This is a genomic window from Ruegeria sp. C2, assembly GCF_056537765.1.
The window spans coordinates 608,370-626,669 of sequence record NZ_JBQFRZ010000001.1; the positions used below are offsets into that span (position 1 = coordinate 608,370).

The 18,300-nt window shown below is 58.9% G+C and carries 15 protein-coding genes; 3 read left to right on the top strand and 12 right to left on the bottom strand.

Features of this window, described 5'->3' with window-relative positions; translation table 11 throughout:
• Positions 1 to 18: 18 nt before the first annotated feature.
• Together ACR0IV_RS03045 and ACR0IV_RS03050 are read right to left on the bottom strand one after the other, a co-directional pair.
• Complete coding sequence (locus ACR0IV_RS03045) at positions 19 to 639, bottom strand: MarC family protein (RefSeq protein ID WP_480657921.1); 621 nt, start codon at positions 637 to 639, stop codon at positions 19 to 21.
• Positions 636 to 2,489: an ABC-F family ATP-binding cassette domain-containing protein gene (locus tag ACR0IV_RS03050; protein WP_480657920.1), complete on the bottom strand. Its 1,854-nt coding sequence runs from the start codon at positions 2,487 to 2,489 to the stop codon at positions 636 to 638. The genes ACR0IV_RS03045 and ACR0IV_RS03050 overlap by 4 nt, the downstream gene beginning before the upstream one ends.
• Before the next feature lie 109 nt (positions 2,490 to 2,598).
• Here ACR0IV_RS03050 and ACR0IV_RS03055 point away from each other — a divergent pair, with 109 nt between their 5' ends.
• Both ACR0IV_RS03055 and ndk read left to right on the top strand, forming a co-directional pair.
• Entirely contained in the window at positions 2,599 to 3,801 is a 1,203-nt protein-coding gene (locus tag ACR0IV_RS03055) for a multidrug effflux MFS transporter (RefSeq protein ID WP_480657918.1), read from the top strand.
• Between the two features lie 102 nt (positions 3,802 to 3,903).
• The gene (ndk, locus tag ACR0IV_RS03060; RefSeq protein ID WP_155143779.1) at positions 3,904 to 4,326 is read left to right on the top strand and encodes a nucleoside-diphosphate kinase; all 423 of its coding nucleotides are present in this window, start codon (positions 3,904 to 3,906) and stop codon (positions 4,324 to 4,326) included.
• Positions 4,327 to 4,383: 57 nt separating this feature from the next.
• Here ndk and ACR0IV_RS03065 read toward each other — a convergent pair whose 3' ends face one another.
• Positions 4,384 to 4,731: a TfoX/Sxy family protein gene (locus ACR0IV_RS03065; protein WP_480470027.1), complete on the bottom strand. Its 348-nt coding sequence runs from the start codon at positions 4,729 to 4,731 to the stop codon at positions 4,384 to 4,386.
• 97 nt (positions 4,732 to 4,828) lie between these two features.
• Between ACR0IV_RS03065 and ACR0IV_RS03070 the strand changes: the two genes are divergently transcribed.
• Complete coding sequence (locus ACR0IV_RS03070) at positions 4,829 to 6,052, top strand: cytochrome P450 (protein ID WP_480657917.1); 1,224 nt, start codon at positions 4,829 to 4,831, stop codon at positions 6,050 to 6,052.
• 58 nt (positions 6,053 to 6,110) lie between these two features.
• On the opposite strand, the gene ACR0IV_RS03075 is transcribed toward ACR0IV_RS03070, so the two are convergent.
• The 9 genes from ACR0IV_RS03075 to ACR0IV_RS03115 all read right to left on the bottom strand — a co-directional run bounded on the left by ACR0IV_RS03075 (position 6,111) and on the right by ACR0IV_RS03115 (position 18,263).
• Positions 6,111 to 7,472 (bottom strand): sensor histidine kinase, encoded by a 1,362-nt coding sequence (locus tag ACR0IV_RS03075; RefSeq protein WP_480470025.1) that lies wholly within the window; start codon positions 7,470 to 7,472, stop codon positions 6,111 to 6,113.
• Positions 7,465 to 8,145 (bottom strand): response regulator transcription factor, encoded by a 681-nt coding sequence (locus ACR0IV_RS03080; RefSeq protein ID WP_480470024.1) that lies wholly within the window; start codon positions 8,143 to 8,145, stop codon positions 7,465 to 7,467. The genes ACR0IV_RS03075 and ACR0IV_RS03080 overlap by 8 nt, the downstream gene beginning before the upstream one ends.
• A gap of 166 nt (positions 8,146 to 8,311) precedes the next feature.
• Positions 8,312 to 9,748, bottom strand: a complete 1,437-nt coding sequence (locus ACR0IV_RS03085) for a DegQ family serine endoprotease (protein WP_480657915.1) — start codon at positions 9,746 to 9,748, stop codon at positions 8,312 to 8,314.
• Between the two features lie 747 nt (positions 9,749 to 10,495).
• The gene (locus ACR0IV_RS03090; RefSeq protein WP_480657913.1) at positions 10,496 to 11,098 is read right to left on the bottom strand and encodes a nucleotidyltransferase family protein; all 603 of its coding nucleotides are present in this window, start codon (positions 11,096 to 11,098) and stop codon (positions 10,496 to 10,498) included.
• A 31-nt stretch (positions 11,099 to 11,129) separates the two neighbouring features.
• Positions 11,130 to 13,538 carry a GcvT family protein gene (locus ACR0IV_RS03095; protein WP_480657911.1) on the bottom strand — a complete coding sequence of 803 codons (2,409 nt, stop codon included), beginning with the start codon at positions 13,536 to 13,538 and terminating at the stop codon, positions 11,130 to 11,132.
• Between the two features lie 73 nt (positions 13,539 to 13,611).
• The gene (locus ACR0IV_RS03100; protein ID WP_480657910.1) at positions 13,612 to 14,367 is read right to left on the bottom strand and encodes an HpcH/HpaI aldolase family protein; all 756 of its coding nucleotides are present in this window, start codon (positions 14,365 to 14,367) and stop codon (positions 13,612 to 13,614) included.
• Positions 14,368 to 14,406: 39 nt separating this feature from the next.
• Positions 14,407 to 15,714 carry an HlyC/CorC family transporter gene (locus ACR0IV_RS03105; protein ID WP_480470019.1) on the bottom strand — a complete coding sequence of 436 codons (1,308 nt, stop codon included), beginning with the start codon at positions 15,712 to 15,714 and terminating at the stop codon, positions 14,407 to 14,409.
• Positions 15,715 to 15,777: 63 nt separating this feature from the next.
• Complete coding sequence (locus ACR0IV_RS03110) at positions 15,778 to 16,734, bottom strand: site-specific tyrosine recombinase XerD (RefSeq protein ID WP_480470018.1); 957 nt, start codon at positions 16,732 to 16,734, stop codon at positions 15,778 to 15,780.
• A 2-nt stretch (positions 16,735 to 16,736) separates the two neighbouring features.
• Positions 16,737 to 18,263, bottom strand: a complete 1,527-nt coding sequence (locus tag ACR0IV_RS03115; RefSeq protein WP_480470017.1) for a hypothetical protein — start codon at positions 18,261 to 18,263, stop codon at positions 16,737 to 16,739.
• Positions 18,264 to 18,300 lie beyond the last annotated feature (37 nt).

The following is an 18,300-nucleotide window of genomic DNA, read 5'->3' on the forward strand; positions in this document are numbered from 1 at the left end:
AGCCATATATATGGGGGCTCAGGAAGCGAAACCAAAGGCCTTGAGACCATCCAGAATGAACTGCACCGACAGCGCGGCCAGCAGCATGCCCAGTAGCCGGGTCAGCACGTTCAGCCCCGTCTTGCCCAGAATGCGAGCGATCACGCCCCCGGCCAGAAAGAACATGAAAACCACGATCATGACTGCCAGCATCACGGCACAGGCGGCGGCAATACCCTGAATGCCCGGGTTCTGGCCAGCCAGCAGGATGATGGTGGCAATTGACCCAGGTCCAGCGATCAGGGGAATGGCCAGAGGGAAAACGGACGGGTCAGGATGCTCTTCCTCCTCGGCCCGATCCTCTCGGCGTTTTGTGCGGCGGTCGAACAGCATGTCGAGCGCGGTCAGAAACAGCAGCGCACCACCGGCCACGCGGAAGGCCTCCATTGAAATGCCGACAAAGCCCAGTACAGCCTCACCAAATGCGGCGAAGGCGATCAGGATACACACCGCAGTCAGGCAACTGCGGATGGCGATCTTGCGGCGCGTCGCGGCATCCATGTCTTGCGTCAGGGCGACGAAGATCGGTGTGGTGCCAAACGGGTCGATCACCACGAACATGGTGGTGAACGCTGTGATGAAGAAGGCCATTTCAATCATGCTGCATTCTCTGCCTGTTCCAAGCGTTCGGCGGCCGCGACCCAGAGGGTTTCGGCCTTTTGCATCGCTTCAGTGACCTCGGCGAATTTTCGGTTCCAGGTTTCCAGATCGTTGATCTTGTCATCCTCATATAATGCCGGGTCCGCCAGTTTGGCCGAGAGTTTGTCGTGCATGTCCGTCAGTTTCTCGATCCGATCCTCGCATTTGCGCAGATCAGCGCGCAGCGCCAGCATGGTATCGCGCGAGGGGCGCTTGGGCTTGGCGGATTGCGGTTTCTCTTTCACCGGCTTGTCACGGGCCAGCAGCAGGGCACGATAGGTCTCCAGATCGCCGTCAAACGGCTTTACCGTCCCGTCCGAGACCAGCCACAGCCGGTCTGCTACGAGCGACAGCAGGTGCATGTCATGACTGACCAGCACAACCGCGCCGGAATATGCAGTCAGTGCTTCGACCAGCGCTTCGCGGCTTTCGATGTCCAAGTGGTTGGTTGGCTCGTCGAGGATCAGCATATGCGGTGCGTCAATGGTGGCGATCAGCAGTGACAGGCGGGCTTTCTGACCGCCTGACAGTCGACCGACCACAGTCTCGGCCTGATCCGCGTTCAGACCAAACCCGGCCAGACGCGACCGCCATTTGCCCGGAGCCTCGTCGGGACGCAGGCGTCGTAAGTGGTCCAGAGGGGTCTCGTCCACATAAAGCTCATCCACCTGATGCTGCGCGAAATAACCGATGCGCAGCTTGTTAGAGCGGCTCATCTTGCCTGCCATCAGGGGCAGGCGGTCGGAAAGCAGCTTGGACAGGGTCGACTTGCCCTGACCGTTCTTGCCCAGCAATGCGATCCGGTCGTCCTGATCAATCCGCAGGTTCAGGCGGCGCAGTACCTCAATCTCGCCATAGCCGGTCACACCGCCTTCAATCTGGATGATCGGCGGCGATAGCTCCTCGGGCTCGGGAAACGAGAACGCGCGCAAGGCGGCCTCTTGCGGGGTTGAAACCAGTTGGATGCGCTCGATCATCTTCAGGCGGGACTGGGCCTGTACGGCCTTCGACGCTTTATAACGGAAGCGATCCACGAAACTCTGCAGATGGGCGATGCGGGCCTTGGCCTTGGCGTTCTCCGACTCCGCTTGCGCCAGACGTTCCGCCCGGCGTTCGGCGAACTTGTCGTAAGGGACTGCGTAATAGGTGAGCTTGCGATCTTCCAGATGCAGGATCGACCCAACGGCGCGGTTTAACAGACCGCGGTCGTGGCTGATGATGATCACCGTGTGAGGATATTTCGCCAGATAGCTTTCAAGCCACAGTGCGCCTTCGAGATCCAGATAGTTGGTTGGTTCGTCCAGTAGCAGCAGATCGGGCTGAGAGAACAGCACCGCCGCCAGTGCCACGCGCATCCGCCAGCCGCCCGAGAAATCGGAACAGGGTTTCAGTTGATCTTCGTCATCAAACCCCAGACCTTTAAGGATCGACGCTGCCCGTGCCTCAGCCGACCAGGCGTCGATATCGGCCAGACGGGTCTGGATATCGGCAATGCGCGCGGGGTCTTCGGCGCTTTCGGCCTCGGCCATCAACGCGCTGCGTTCGGTATCGGCGGCGAGGACAGTATTGATCAACGAAACATCGGAAGAAGGTACCTCTTGCGCCACTCCTCCAATCCGCGCCCGCTTCGGGACCGAGATATTGCCCGACTCCAATGCAAGCTCGCCCCGGATGAGGCGAAAAAGAGTGGTCTTGCCGGTCCCGTTGCGGCCCACAAGGCCAACCTTGTGACCATCAGGGATAGTCGCGCTGGCCCCATCGAACAAAGGGCGGCCCTCAACGGCATAGGTGATATCTTCGATCCGTAACATGAGGCCGCTCTTAGCAGAGCCACGATGCCGCCGCCAGCGGCTTGGCATGTTCAAACGCCAGGCAATGTGTTAGCGCTGTTTCGTTTGCTTTTTTGAAACGGTTTTCGACATGCGCGCGGCCCAGACGCCCCCCAGTTTGATCACGCTGATCTTTGCCACGGCGCTGTCTGTGCTGTCCCTGAATATGTTTCTGCCCTCACTGGCGCATATGAGCGAGGATTTCGCGGTGGACTACGGCCTCGTGAACCTGACGGTTGCGGGGTATCTGGCCGTATCTGCCGTGCTACAGTTGATCATGGGACCGCTGTCAGATCGCTTTGGACGCAGGCCCGTGCTGTTGATCTGCATGACGATCTTCGTCATTGCCTCGATCGGCTGCGTCATGGCCGAGTCGATCTGGCTGTTCCTGGGCTTTCGCCTGCTGCAGGCGGTAGTCGTGGCAGGATCGGTGTTGTCCAGCGCCTCGATCCGGGACCGATATCCTCCGAATGAGGCCGCGAGCAAACTGGGTTATATCGCCATGGCGATGGCGCTTGCGCCGATGTTGGGTCCGATGTTGGGCGGCGCGTTGGACATGCTGTTTGGATGGCGCGCGGGGTTTGTTCTGTATTCGCTGTTGGGGGCAGGGCTGCTGGCCCTTCTGTGGCTTGATATGGGCGAGACAAATCTCATCCGCGCCTCAACCTTCTCGGCCCAATTGCGCGAATACCCACACCTCTTTCGAGCGCGCCGATTCTGGGGCTATGCCCTTTGCGTATCGTTCTCGATAGGGGGTTTTTTCAGCTTCATCACCGGAGCGCCTTTGGTGGCTGCGGCATGGTTCGATTTGAGTCCGGCCATGCTGGGTCTTGGGATCGGCATCATCACGGGCGGATTCATGGTCGGTAATTTTGTGACGGGACGGATCGCGGCACGCACACGACTGACCACAATGATCCTGATCGGGCGGATCGTGGCCTCGACCGGACCGTTTTGCGGGTTACTTCTGTTCATAGCTGGCCTGGGGTCAGTCTGGGTGTTCTTCGGGTCGGCCATCTGTGTGGGGTTCGGCAACGGATTGACAAACGCCAATGCGACCGCCGGTGTCATGTCCGTGCGCCCCAAGCTGGCCGGCAGTGCGGCGGGGCTTTCAGGTGCGATGATCGTGGCGCTTGGGGCGATCTTGACGTCGATGACCGGCGCGTTTGTCAGCCCGGAAAACGGACCTTATCTGGTGCTGAGCATGATGTGCGGCAGCAGTTTCATCGGCCTTCTTGCGGTACTCTATGTGCGTCGCGTGGATCGTCTGGAGCCGCTTCCCGATACGATCTGACCGCAAAGGCATCATTCTACTTTTCTTGAAGCAAATACCATGTTAGGCGGCGCGCGATGGATTTCGGCGCGGACCCGCGCCACATTGTAAGGAGAGGCCGATATGGCACTGGAACGCACATTCTCGATCATCAAACCCGATGCAACCCGCCGCAACCTGACTGGCAAGATCAACGCCAAATTCGAAGAAGCGGGCCTGCGCATCGTCGCGCAAAAGCGCATCCACATGACCAAAGAGCAAGCTGGCAAGTTCTACGAAGTACATGCCGAGCGTCCGTTCTATGACGAACTGTGCGAATTCATGTCGTCGGCCCCTGTTGTTGTTCAGGTTCTGGAAGGCGAAGGCGCCATTGCCAAGAACCGTGAAGTCATGGGCGCAACCAACCCTGCAGACGCAGCAGCTGGCACCATCCGCGCTGAGTTCGCTGAATCAGTTGGCGAAAACTCGGTCCATGGTTCGGACGCACCTGAGACAGCAGCGGTTGAGATCGCCTACTTCTTCTCGGGCATCGAGCTGGTTGGCTAAGCCTCCACATCGGTGAACAGATTGGGCCGCTCCTTTTTGGGGCGGCCTTTTTCTTTCTCAAACGGGTTTGAGGTCCGCAGCGGTCACACGAACGCCCACGGCGTCCAGATCCGAGACCATCTGGCTTTCCGGCGCCCGGCTCACCCCGGCCTTGATCGCATCAAACCTCTTGCGCAGTGCCTTCTTTTCTTCGCCTTTGCAGTCGTTCCACGGTCGGCCCTGCAGGCCCATCACAAGCACATAGTAGCCAATGAAATGCGGGCGCGAGCCGGATTGCAGAAGGCGCGCATAAGCCTCATCCGCGCCTAAGTCCCGCAACTCTTGAGCGGAATGAATGCCCGCGCGCGCGCAGGCTTGCTCGAAGGCGGGGCCAAGGTTTCTGATCGAAGAGACCGGTTCAGACATGCCTCTGTCATAGCCCGAGCCTTGTCGAATGTCACCCGGGCAGAGTTGTCTGAGTCTGTTCCTTGCGTTAGGCAAGTGACGGGGCAGGGAGGATGCAATGAGTCGTGTAAGTTACGAAGAATTGGCGCAAAATCTGGACCTGATGAACCCACCTGTGGGCTTTAGCGATGATCCGTTCCCGATCTATGATGCATTACTGGAACACGCGCCGGTGCTGCCGCAGCCCGATGGATCTGTTCTTTTGTCGCGCCACGCTGATCTGGATCGCGTCTATCGCGACACCACGCTTTATTCATCGGACAAGAAGGCCGCCTTTGGACCGAAATTCGGAGCGGGCTCACCACTCTTCGAACACCATACCACTTCTCTGGTATTCTCTGACCCGCCGTTGCACACGCGGGTGCGCAAGATCATGACCTCGGCCCTGACACCCCGCGCCATTGCACGAATGGAGCCGGGGTTGATCCAAACCGTCGATACGCTGTTGGATGCGATGGCAGGCCGGGATCAGGTGGACCTGATCGAGGATTTTGCATCGACGATTCCAATTCAGATCATCGGGAACCTGCTGGACGTGCCCATGTCAGAACGCGGGCCGCTGCGCGACTGGTCTCTGGCTATTCTGGGCGCGCTGGAACCGTCTTTGACCGAGGTACAGTTGGAGACCGGGCATCGGGCGGTGACCGAGTTCAAAGCTTATCTTGAAGACCTCGTTGCGCGCCGTCGTGCCAATCCGGGTGACCCGGAAACGGACGTATTGACCCGCTTGATCCGGGGTGAGGGGGCGGATGCACAACTCAGCGAGATTGAACTGCTGCAGAACTGCATCTTCATCCTGAATGCGGGTCACGAAACAACGACCAACTTGATCGGCAACGGTTTGGCGCTGCTGCATGATCATCCGGTGCATTGCGCGCGTCTGTTGCACGATGACGCGCTGATCAACTCGACGGTTGAGGAGGTTTTACGCTTCCGCTCACCGAACCAGTTCGGCAATCGTGAAACCACGGCTGATATAGAACTTGAGGGCCTGCATATACCCAAAGGCACCAATCTGCACCTCTGCATCGGCGCCGCCAACCGGGATCCTGCGGTGTTCGATGATCCGAGCCGGTTCGACATTGCCCGCAAACCCAACCGGCATCTGGCCTTCGCAGGTGGTCCGCATGTCTGTGTTGGCCTGACGCTCGCTCGGCTGGAAGGGCGGATCGCACTGGGTCGTTTTCTGCACAGATACCCCGAGTACAAGCTTTTACCTGATCGCAAACAAGGCGGTCGTATCCGCTTCCGGGGTTACGCTGCTTTACCTGCAGTTCTTTAACGCTATTTATTTGATACAGCAGTGTATTAACTGCCATTGTTAATGCGCTTCGCGACGTTCACGCCAGCTTTATAATAGTTTCCAGACCGGGCTTTCGGTTCTTTGCAATGAACTTGCCGCCATGCATGTGCGAGATTGCAGCCACCAGTGCCAACCCGAGGCCCGCATTGCGCTCGGTGCGGGCAGGGTCCAGAGTGACGAAGGGCATCTGCAATCTTGGCAAATCACGCTCGGGCACACCGGGGCCACGGTCACGAACGCTCAGCAATGTGAAGGCGCCATCTTCGCGGATTTCGATGGTGATCGCAGTACCCGCCGGAGCGTAGCGCATGGCGTTTTCCAGGAGGTTTGAGAGGGCCTGTGACAGTAAAGGGCGGTGACCTTGTATCGGCTCGGTTCTGCCTTTGACCTCCAACCGAATATTCTGATCTGCGGCGACGGGTTCATAGAGTTCGACCACGTCGCTAACCAGTTGCTGTAAATTCACTGGTTCGAACTGCTCGCGGCCCAGACCGGCTTCGGCGCGCGAGATTTCGGTAAGTTGGCTGAGAACCCGTAGCAAATGATCAATCTCACTTGTAGCGCGGGCCAGATCGATATCACGCTCCTGGTCGCTTTTGTCAGGCTCAGCCAGCGACTCGACCCGCTGGCGCAGGCGCGAAAGCGGTGAACGCAGATCATGCGCAATGGAATTCGAAGTGGTTCGAAGATTACTGATCAGCTCTTCGATCTTATCCAGCATGTTGTTGAGCGTGCCCGAGACCTGATCGAACTCGTCACCCGTACCGCGCAATGGCATACGCAAAGCCAGATCGCCCGAAACGATGTTATCGGCCGTGTCAGCGATATCTTTGAGACGTGAGAACACCAGACGTGTCAGCAGCCAACCTGTCAGCAGACTCAACGCAAGGGCAGTCCCGAGCGCCAATGCGACGGACCGAAACAGAGCGCGGTCGAACTGCTGGCGCGCCAACGCATCGCGTCCGACCAGCAACCGTTCGCCACCGGGAAGCCGAACGGACGCAGCCGATATTGGAACCGTCTGGTCGCTGTCTTCGCGGCGCAATTGCAACTCGACCCAGCCGCTGCCCGGCGTGATCCCTTCGGGCCAATGTGCCAGGTTGCCTGCCAGCTTGGTGCCTTGCCGACCTGTAAGCAAATATAGGGCGTCCCGCTGGGCTGCGGTGGGCAGGCGACGTTCTATCGCGGTGATCAATCCGATCATGCCAAGGCGTTCGTATTCATCCGCCAGACCCGTGAGTTCTGCCTGTACAACCGAGCGTGTCTCATCCGAGATTGTGCGATTGGCGGTTACGTAAACGGTTACCAGTACCGCTGCGGTCAGCAATGTACTCAGCACCATGCTGGCCATGACCAGCCGGGTGCGCGCATTCCTCAGCGACAGGCGCAGGTCAGGCATCCGAGACCATGTAACCAGCGCCCCGTACCGTCTCGATCATCGGGTCGGCACCTTCTTCATCAAGCTGGCGGCGTAGTTTCGAGATATGGACGTCGACCACATTTGTGTTGGGGTCAAAGTGATAATCCCAGACGCCTTCGAGCAGCATGGTGCGAGAGACGACGCGGTTTTTGCGGCGCAGGAAGTACTCCAATATCTGGAATTCACGCGGGGTGAGGGTGATCTCGCGCCCGTTGCGTGTGACTTTACGCGTAAGCAGGTCCATTTCAAGATCGCGGCAAGCCAGAGTCGGAGTTTCTTCTGCTTCCTGCGGACGGCGCAGCAAGGCCTCAATCCGGGCGTGCAATTCCTGAAATGAGAATGGTTTAACCAGATAATCATCCGCCCCGGCACGGAGGCCTTTGACCCGTTCATCAACCGCGCTCATCGCGGTCAGCATCAACACGGGTGTTTTCAACCCCGCAGCCCGCATGGACTTGATCAGCGACAAACCATCCAGCCCCGGCAGCATTCGATCCAGAACAACGGCATCGAAACCGCCATCAGTCGCATGATAAAGGCCCTCTCGGCCATCCGACGCGACTTCGACCACATAGCCTTCCTCGCCAAAGCCTTTGGCGATGAAATCACGGGTCTCCTGATCATCCTCAACAATCAACAGGCGTCTGCTCATGGTCGGGGCTCCTTTCCCAATAGGATATAAACACAGATACTCTTTGAAAAAAACATGCCGGGTGCGATGCCGCACCCGGCTGTCCCAGTGGTACGTGGACAATCCGCACCCTCCGGAATAAGCGCACCAGATTTCCCCATCATGTGGCGCGCTTAGGTGTTGTGGCTCAGGCGATCTCGACCGCGACGAAGATTTGGTTGCCGTCGCGATTGATCAGCACCAGAGCCGGATCGGTCTTTTCGCTCTCCAGTGCGTCTTTCAACGCGTCCGGGGTTGCGGTGTCCAGATTACCCAGCCGCACGATCACATCGCCGCGCTGCAATCCAGCCTTTGCGGCAGGGCTTTCGGGCTTGAGGTCAGTAACAACCACGCCGTCCACATTCTCGCCCACGCCCATTTCCGCACGTGCCGTTTCGGTCAGCGGAGCAACCGTCACACCCAGCGAAGTGCCTTCGAACTTGTCCTCGACTACGCTGTCGGTCTCGGCTGAGGCAGACTGATGCTGGCCAATGGTCAGTTCAATCTGTTCTTCTTTTCCATTGCGAAGAACTGTCAGAACACTGTCAGTACCCACCTTGGTGGTGCCAACCAGGATCGGTAGATCACTACTGGAATCAACGGGTTCTCCGTTGAAGCTGAGAATCACGTCACCTTGTTGCAGCGCGCCATCCGCCGGGCTGTCGGTCACCACATCGGACACGAGCGCGCCGGTCGCCGTCTCGACGCCCATCGCTGCCGCCAGTTCGGGGCTGACATTCTGGATCGACACACCCAGCCATCCGCGGCTGACCTGACCGTCATCGCGCAGGTCCGCAGTGATGTGATCCACGATGTTTGAGGTCACAGCAAATCCGAGGCCGACCGAGCCGCCGCTAGGTGAGTAGATGGCAGAGTTCACGCCGATCACTTCACCTTCCATGTTGAACAGCGGACCGCCCGAGTTGCCCTTGTTGATGGCCGCATCCGTCTGAATGAACTCGGCATAAGGTCCTTCCGAGATATTGCGGCCCTTAGCCGACACGATACCCGTTGTGACAGTTGAGTTGAGCCCGAAGGGGTTGCCGATGGCGACCACGTCTTCACCCACTCGGATGGCATCGCTGTCGCCCATTTGTACGGCTTGCAGATCTTCGCCTACATCAATCTTCAAAACAGCGATATCAGTCAGCGGGTCGGTGCCTACGATCTCTGCCTCGAAGGTGCGGTTGTCACTCAAGCGGACAGTTATTTCCGTCGAGTTGTCGACCACATGGTGGTTGGTGACAATGTATCCAGCCTCGTCCAAGACGAAACCAGAGCCAAGACCTTGGCTCGGACCACGCTGCGGCATCTGGAAACCTTCCGGTCCGCCGAAGCGTTTGAAGAACTCACCAAAGGGGTGCCCTTCGAAATCGAACTCCTGTCCCTGCGTCGGGACTGGTGCTGTGTCTTGCTTGGCGATGATCGTAACGACTGAGGGTGATACGGTTTCAACCAGATCTGCCAGCGCCTCGTCTGCCATCGCGGGCAGGGCGGTGGTGGCCAGCATGGCCGCGCCCAGTGCGCTTGCGCCCATCCAGCTAGTCGTGCGTGGGAAAAGCAGTGAGGATTTACGGATGCTCATTTTGACTCCTGTCTTTGTATGGCGGTTGAGCCCGCGCTTGAGACAGGAGATGCCCAGTCAATCTTTGCAGTTCCTGAGTGAAAAATTAAGAAACCTTAATTTTGCCGTTTTCTGTCCTTCCTATGCGGTTGTTCACCAACGGCGCATGAGCGGGAATCAGCCAAGCTTACGTAGGGCGAATCGGTCGATTGTTGCCGACATCGTCGACAGTCAGGAAAAAGCGCCGAATTGAATCAGTTTCGTTAACAAATAAACCGCACCTCTGGTCAAATCACCGAAGATCACCTTAAAGTTGTTTCTCCCCGAGGGACGTGTTTCTGGCGATTGGTAAAGATGCCTTAAAACAAATTGGAAACAATAGGCCCCAAAGGCCATATTCACATTAGGTAATGTGGTGAGCGGCTTAATGTACAACTCAAGCGAGATTCCAGACTGTTGCATTGTTGCGCAAGCGCCAAGTCGATTTTGTGGAAATTTACCAATTCTTCCAATTTTACGTTGTTTGAAAGCACCTGATAGGCGACGATGTAATTGCCCAAGTGAGGGGGGCCTGAGACACTAGGGGGTGTTGAAGGCGCATCTCAGTCTCCATAGCGCTGAGCGGCATGTTAACGAGGGGGTCTTGTTTAGGTTCGGCAGCGTATAGTCAGACAACCTGTTTGGTGATCTGACCGCGCTAGAGAGATTGGTGAAAGTGGTAGTCCTGTTTTTGGGCAACCGGCCCGGTCGTTCGCGACCGGGCCGTGTTCATTTCAGCGTTCGGTTTGATCGCCACTTCTCCCAATCCGTTGGCGTATCCAGATCCAGCAGAGCGTGATTGTCCGGCAGGCAGTGCAAGTGAACTTTGCCCTTGCACTGTTTAACGATTTCCTGGGCGCCGGTGTCGCCGGTCAATTCCTTGAGAGCGTGGAACAACGCTTGATCGAAAATCACCGGATGGCCGGGTGCGCCATCGTTGGTCGCACCACGCCAAACCAGATTATCCGGATACTGTGACCTCGACAGCAGTACGGAGCGGAGATCACTTGATGTCAGGTCAGGCAAATCCGCCAAAAGTACCATCACCGCAGGCGCGGTTGCCGGGACCAGAGCCATCGCGCCACGCAGACTGGCATTCATGCCTTCTGTGGCGTCGGCAATTTCGGCGCGGGTGATATCGAGCCCATCCAGCGCCGCATAGCGTGGATGCGGCCTGGGCGGCAGGGCGGCGATTACTGGGCCAGCGGCCAATGCTGCAAGGGCGGACCAACGCAGGAGCGGAACCCCGTCAATCCGTTGCAACAGCTTATCCGCACCGCCCATGCGACTGGATTGCCCGGCGGCCAGAAGAATAATGGGAATCGCGCTCATCCAGCGACCATGCCCGCGGTTGTGCGCCGAGTCACCCCCGCATTCGTGCTCCATCCGGGTCGAACAGGGGGGTGGTGATCACACGTGCACCGCGCATCTGCCCGAGGATTTCAATCTCGACTTCCTGACCTTCCGTCGCACGTTCGATAGGCAGGAAACCCATCGCGATAGATTTCCGAGCGTAGTGGGAATAGCCGCCTGAGGTGCAGAAACCGACAACCTCGCCCTCCAGCCAGATCGGTTCATAGGCGTTGACATCTGCGTCATCAGCGTCGACCTCGAAAGCCACCAACTTACGGGCCGGGCGTTCGGCTTCGGCTGCCGCGCGCCCAATGAACCGGGCGGATTTCGAGAAAGAGATGAACCGATCCAGCCCGGTCTCGGCAGCTGTATAGTCGGGTGAGAACTCCCGCATCCACGAGCCGAAAAACTTGTCCAATCGCAGGCTCATCATTGCGCGCATCCCGAAGGGGACCATGCCATGCGGTTGCCCTGACCGCCACAAGGTCCACCAAAGCTGCCGCTGCGCCATAGGATCACAATAGATCTCATAGCCAAGATCACCGGTGTAGCTGACGCGCTGAACGATACAGTCAGTCATGCCGACCGTCATGCGACGCACGTCAAGGAAGCGAAGAGTGCTGATGTCGTCGCGCGTGCAACCGGCCAGAACCTCGGCCGCTTTTGGCCCGGCGATTTGGAAACCGTTCAGGCGATCGCTGATATTCTCGACCTGCACACCGTCCTGAGCGTTCTGCTGGAACCAGCGCAGGTGAAAGGCTTGGCTGCCATATGAGGCGGTCAGCTGGAACTCGGTCTCGCTCAGGCATGAGACGGTGAAATCGCCGATCAGCTTGCCCTTGGGCGATAGCATCGGCGTCAGAGACAGGCGGCCGGGTTTCGGAATCCGGCCCGCCATGAGCTGGTCGAGCCAGCCCCGCGCACCGGACCCGGTGATGCGGTACTTGCCGAAATTGTGCACCTCGTTGATGCCAACCCCTTCGCGCACCGCCCGTACCTCGCGCCCTGTGGCGTCAAACGCGTCCGAGCGGCGGAATGAGGGCGTTTCATATCCCGGCTCATCGCCTTGTGCGAAATAGTTCGGAACCTCAAGCCCGTATTGCTGTCCCCAGACCGCGCCGAGGTCTGAGAAGATGTCATACATCGGCGTGGTGCGGTTTGGGCGCGCGGCTGGCAGTTCCTCGTTGGGATAGGCCACACTGAATCGTTTCTGATAGTTCTCGACCACCTTGGGGCGTGTGTAGCCGGGGCTGATCCAATCACCAAAGCGGGCCACGTCCATCGCGAAGACGTCCCGTTCCGGTTCGCCTTCGATCATCCATTGCGCCAGCGTCAGGCCGACACCGCCACCCTGGCTGAAGCCAGCCATGACGCCGCAAGCTGACCAGTAGTTGCGCACGCCGGGGATCGGCCCCACCAGTGGGTTGCCATCTGGCGCAAAGGTAAATGGCCCGTGGATGACCGATTTGACTCCAGCCTCGGCCAGAACCGGAAAGCGGCGATAGGCGAATTCGATACTGTCGGTGATCTTGTCATAATCATCGGGCAGCAGCTCATGCCCGAACTCCCATGGTGTGCCATCCACAGCCCAGGGCTTGCAGGGCTGTTCATAGAAGCCGATGCACAGACCGCGCCCTTCCTGCCGCAAATAGCTTTCGCCCGCCGGGTCCATCACATGCGGATGCTCGCCGCCCGCGTCGATGATCGCCTCAATCTCAGGGATGGCATCGGTGACCAGATACTGGTGTTCCATGGGGTGGAGCGGAAAGTAGATGCCCGCCATCGCCCCAACTTCGCGCGCCCACAAGCCACCAGCATTAACCACGTGTTCGGCATGAATGGTGCCCTTGTCGGTGACCACATCCCAGGTGCCATCCGGGCGCTGGTTGGTCTCGCGCACCATGCAGTGGGTCTCAATCGTGGCGCCCCCCATTCGCGCGGCCTTGGCATAGGCGTGGGTGGTGCCAGACGGGTCCAGATGCCCATCTAGCGGATCGTATAGTGCACCGAGGATGCCTTCGGTGTTGGTGATGGGGGCGATCTTCTTGATTTCGTCGGGACCGACGATTTCGGTCTCCAGCCCCATGAAACGATGCTTGGCACGCTCAGCCAGCAGCATGTCGAAGCGGTCCTGATTATCGGCCAACGTAACACCGCCAACATGATGCAGGCCGCAAGACATACCAGTGATCTCTTCCAGCTCCTTGTAAAGCCGGATCGTGTAACCCTGAAGTGCAGCCATATTGGTGTCGCCGTTCAAGGTGTGAAACCCGCCCGCTGCATGCCAGGTTGAACCGCTTGTCAGTTCCGAGCGTTCCAGCAGCATGACATCAGACCAGCCCAATTTGGTCAGGTGATACAGAACGGAACAGCCGACGACCCCACCGCCGATAACCGCAACGCGGGTAGTAGTTTTCACGTTGGAACTCCCTCAGATTTTTCGGAAGCCTGTATCCGGTTCAGAGGCAATACTGTCCTGTTTGCGACATTGCTTACGTATTGCACCAGCCCCGGATTTGCAGCGCCTTTTCCCGCAGCCACAGGGCGTCAAAGCCGCCGACCAGCCGATAACCATTGTCAAACAAGCTACGAGCGCGGTCCTCGGTCAGGGCGACATTGCCAAGGGGCAGATTCGCTTTCTTGGCCGCAGCTTCGATACGCGCGACCGCAGCCAGAAATTCAGGATGATCGAATTGCCCCATGAGGCCCAGATCGGTGCTTAGATCAAACTGAGCGGGTATCAGCAGATCAATTCCGGGAACGGCGCAGATTTCTTCGATATTCTCTACGGCTTCGGCGGTTTCAACGAGAAGGCAACAGATCAGTTCGGGCTGAATTTCGGGGGCGTAGGTCCCAAAATCCTTGCCCCAGCGCGATTGAGAGATGAACGGGCCGAACCCGCGCGTCCCGTCGGGTGGATACCGCAGGCTGGCCACGGCTTGGCGCGCCTCGTCTGCCGTGCGGATCAGGGGGAACATGATCCCTTCCGCTCCAAGATCCAGCGCGCGTTTCACCTGCGCGGGGTCATTCTCGGCCACCCGCACCAAAGGCGCACAATTTGTGCCTGCGGTCGCGGCGATCATGGCGTGGGCCGAGGCATAATCGACCGCGCCATGTTCCAGATCGACGACAATCGAGTCGACGCCACAGGCTGCGATTGCCTGCGTCACGACTGCCGAGGGGATGGTACAGACCACACAACTGAGTCGGTCATCACTGTGCCAGAGTTTCCGTTTCAAGCTGGGCATCCGGCACATCTCCTCAAGTCAGTATTATGAAACCATAGATCAGAGAGGCCGGACTTTCAGCCCGGTAATCCGGTTCCCTTCGCGTGCTGTGACCTCGAACCGGAAGCCGTGGAACGAAAATACCTGGCCAACGATAGGGATCATCTGCGCCTCGTGGATTACCAGACCGGCCAGCGTGTTGGCCTCTTCGTCCGGTAGGGACCAGTCGAGTGCGCGGTTGGCGTCCCGGATGGTCATCGCGCCTTCGACCAGATATTGGCCATCATCGGTCCGGGTGACGGGCACCTCTTCGTCGATGTCGAACTCATCGGCAATCTCGCCCACGATTTCTTCCAGAATATCTTCCAGCGTGATCAGTCCGCGCAGCGAGCCGTATTCATCCACCACCAGCGCAAAGTGACTGTGCATCCTAAGAAACTCGCGCATCTGGTCGTCCAGAGTGGTGGTTTCGGGTACGAAATAGGGATCGTTGGCCACCTTCGCGATGTCGAAGTTCTTGAGCCGCTCGGTATCTCCATCCGCGCCGCCAACCTGCGCATACATAGCGCGGAACAGGTCTTTGGCATGGACGACACCCACAATGTTTTCCTGCTCATCCCGATAGACGGGCAGGCGGGTATGCGGGCTTTCCAGACATTGCTGCAGGATTGCCTCGGGTTCATCATCGGCGTCGATCATCTCGATATTCGAGCGATGCAGCATGATCTCTTCAACCGTACGGTCGCCCAGATCCAGCGCGCCGAGAATGCGGTCACGGTCTTCTTTTTCGACCACACCTTCAGAGTGGCCCAGTTGCAGCGCCCCCGCGATCTCCTCGCGCACGGCCAGGATGTTGCTGTCAGGATCAATCTGCACACCGAACAGGCGCAGCACGCCACGCACAAACAGGCGCACGGCAGCCACCACGGGTGAGAACACTGTGACTACGATGCTGATGACGGGCGCGACCAGCGCTGCAGCCTTTTCGGCATTGGTGATCGCATAGGTCTTGGGCAGCACCTCGGCAAAGATCAGAACCAGAAGGGTCATCACCAGCGTGGCCAGCGCGACACCGCTTTCACCGAACAGCCGGGTGAAAAGCGCGGTCGCCAGCGAGGCCGCCAGAATGTTCACGAGGTTGTTGCCTAGCAGGACGGAACCGATCAGACGCTCATTGTCGTCGGTGATATCAAGCGCCTTCTGCGCGCCCTTCGATCCTTTATCTGCCTGCGTCCTCAGTTTCCCGCGCGAAGATGCCGTAAGCGCCGTTTCCGAGCCAGAGAAGAAGCCCGAGAGTACGAGCAGGAGGAGAATAGAGCCTGAGGTGATCCAGAATGCGCCATCAAGCAGAGAAGAGGTGGGTTCCATCGGTCCTTGAATATGTTTGTTTCTGCATCGGTTATGGGGGTGCGGCCCCCTTGGATCAAGGGGTTAGCCCTGATCGGGGGTGTCGTCTTTTGCCAGAGGGTGGTGTTCAAGCACCAGTTCTGACAGGCGTTCATCTAGCACGTGAGTGTAAATCTCGGTCGTGGCCACATCCGCGTGCCCCAGCAGCGTCTGGATCGAGCGCAGGTCAGCCCCGTTAGCCAACAGATGGGTCGCAAAGGCGTGGCGCAGCGTATGCGGTGTGACTTTTTCGGGCGAAACGCCACCCTCAACCGCCAGATCCTTGATCAGCAGAAAGAACATATGCCGGGTCAGATGACCGGATTTCCCGCGCGAGGGAAACAGGAAGCGCGAGGTTTGGCCGCCTTTGGCTACTGTTTGTTCTTCGGCCTCGTCCCGTACCACCAGCCAGACAGCTAGCGCATCGCGCGCGTCTGGGGACAGTGGCACCATCCGCTCTTTCCCGCCCTTACCAAGCACCAACAGCATGCGCGGATCGCCACGGGCGGAAGAAACCGGCAGTGAGACCAGTTCGGTTACGCGCATGCCGGTGGCATAGAGCAGTTCCATCAGGCAGGTGTTGCGCACCTTGTCTGCCTGCGTCCTTCCGGTACGGCGTGCGGCAGCGAGCAGCCGGTCAACTTCGATCACGTCCAGCGTTTTGGGCAGGCGTTTGGCGCGGCCCGGGCCTTTGATCTGGATCGCCGGGTTGGTTTCGCGCCAGCCCTCTTCGAATGCAAAGCGGTAGATCTGCTTGATCGCCGACAGTCGTCTTGCGCGCGTGGAACGGGAAAGCCCCTGTGCATCGCAGTCGATCAGATAGGTCTCGATCCTGTCCCGGTCCGCGTCTGCGAAATTGGTTTTGCGACGTTCAAGCCAGCCCGAGAAATCCTTGAGGTCGCGCCCATAGGCCAGAAGCGTGTTGGTGGCAGCGCCAAGTTCGGCTGCTTGTGCTTCGAGAAAAGTGGAGATCCACAACTCCTGTGAGGCAGGCGCGGCCATACTCAGGTCCCGTTGAGGATCATCAACTGCAGCGCTGCCCGGCGAGCAGTGTCTTCGAGGCCCACGCGGCGGAACGCGGCGATCGCGGCGGTCAGATCGACCAGATTGCCACGCGCACCATGGGCGAACAGCTGCATCGTTTCCAGAATGGCCTCCCCCAGCTGATCGTTGTTCAGCAGCGCATTGATATCCGAGGGGATCGGCGCAGACCATGCGAACCCTTCCGAAATTGCATCCGCCAACGGAGTGGGCGCTTCGGCGCGTCCGGGATCGCCAACCGCCAGAGCAGCCAGGAACGCATTCGCATCGGAACCGTCTGGCGCAGCCTGCGCGGCGTCTTCATAAAGTTCAGACAGCAACAGAATCCGCCAGCGCAGATCCTCGGCGGAGGGATTTGGCAGCGTCAGCGGGGCGAGCTGCGGGGCAAAAAGCTCGGCAAAGGCAACCTCAAGGCCTACGGTCTGCATCTGTGACCATGCAGCGGTCAGGGTCTTGGCAATCGCTTTGGGGTTTCCGGTATTCAGCGCGGTCTCAAAGCGTTGGATTGCGGCGACACGATCCCAGACCGCGCCTGACGCAGCAGGAGAGCGCTCTGTGTAAAGACCCAGTAACTGGTTCGGCGTGAGCGCACCGATGCGGGTCAGACGTTCGGCCGCCTCAACCTGCGCTTTCCATCCGGCCACGTCCCGCAGGTCTGCATTGGCGAATGCGCGGGGCAGTGAGGCGGTGGGCAGGCGTTCACCGATGGCTTCGAACAGGCGAAATGTCAGCGGGTCAGGGTTTTCAGGCTGAGGTAGATATTCGGCGTCTTCAAACAGCTCGGGGCTGAGGAAACGGTCGAGCAAGGCAAGCTCGTCATCGGGCAGAACCTGAAGCGCATGCGCGGCTTCAAGCGTCAACGCGGCCGACGCCCAATCTCCACGCCGGGCTTTGCAGAAGATCTGTGCGGCGTAATCTCGTGACAGATGCGGCTGCGCGATGAGCGCGGTGCAGCTGCGATCCTCGTCCCCGGTCAGCAAAGTCGCATCGAACCAGCGCTTGAAGCGGTCCTGCGTGTCGGTCGGCCCTGCAAGTTGCACCAAGGATTGAACCGGGTCCGATGCGCCCAGTTGCATCAGGCGGTCCAGTCGTGCCTTCAATAAGGTATCCTGCGACTGCGTGCCCGAAGGCGGGCGCGCCTCGGTCAAAAGCAGGGTGAACAGCAGGCGCTGCATCGCGGGGTTGGCCTTGACCGGTACACGGGCAATCAGTTCTGCTAGGCGTTCAGGTTCGCTACCTTGCCATAAATCCACTGGCAGGCCGGTTACGGAAGATGGCACCAAACCCAACGGCGGTGACAGCGCTTCAAGCGGGGTCACCTGCACTTCGGGTTGCAACCCGGTCTGGGTCACTGGCGGCTCCAACAGAACGGTGCCAGGCAGATTCTGGGGCGGATCGGTCAGCCAGTCGATAACCGACAAGGGCTCTGACGTTTGTGCCTGGGCGGTTCCGGCAAGAATAAGCGCCAGCAAGGTGGCTCTAGTCGGCATTCAGAGTGACCGGTTCGCGGATTTCGCTTTGGGGCGC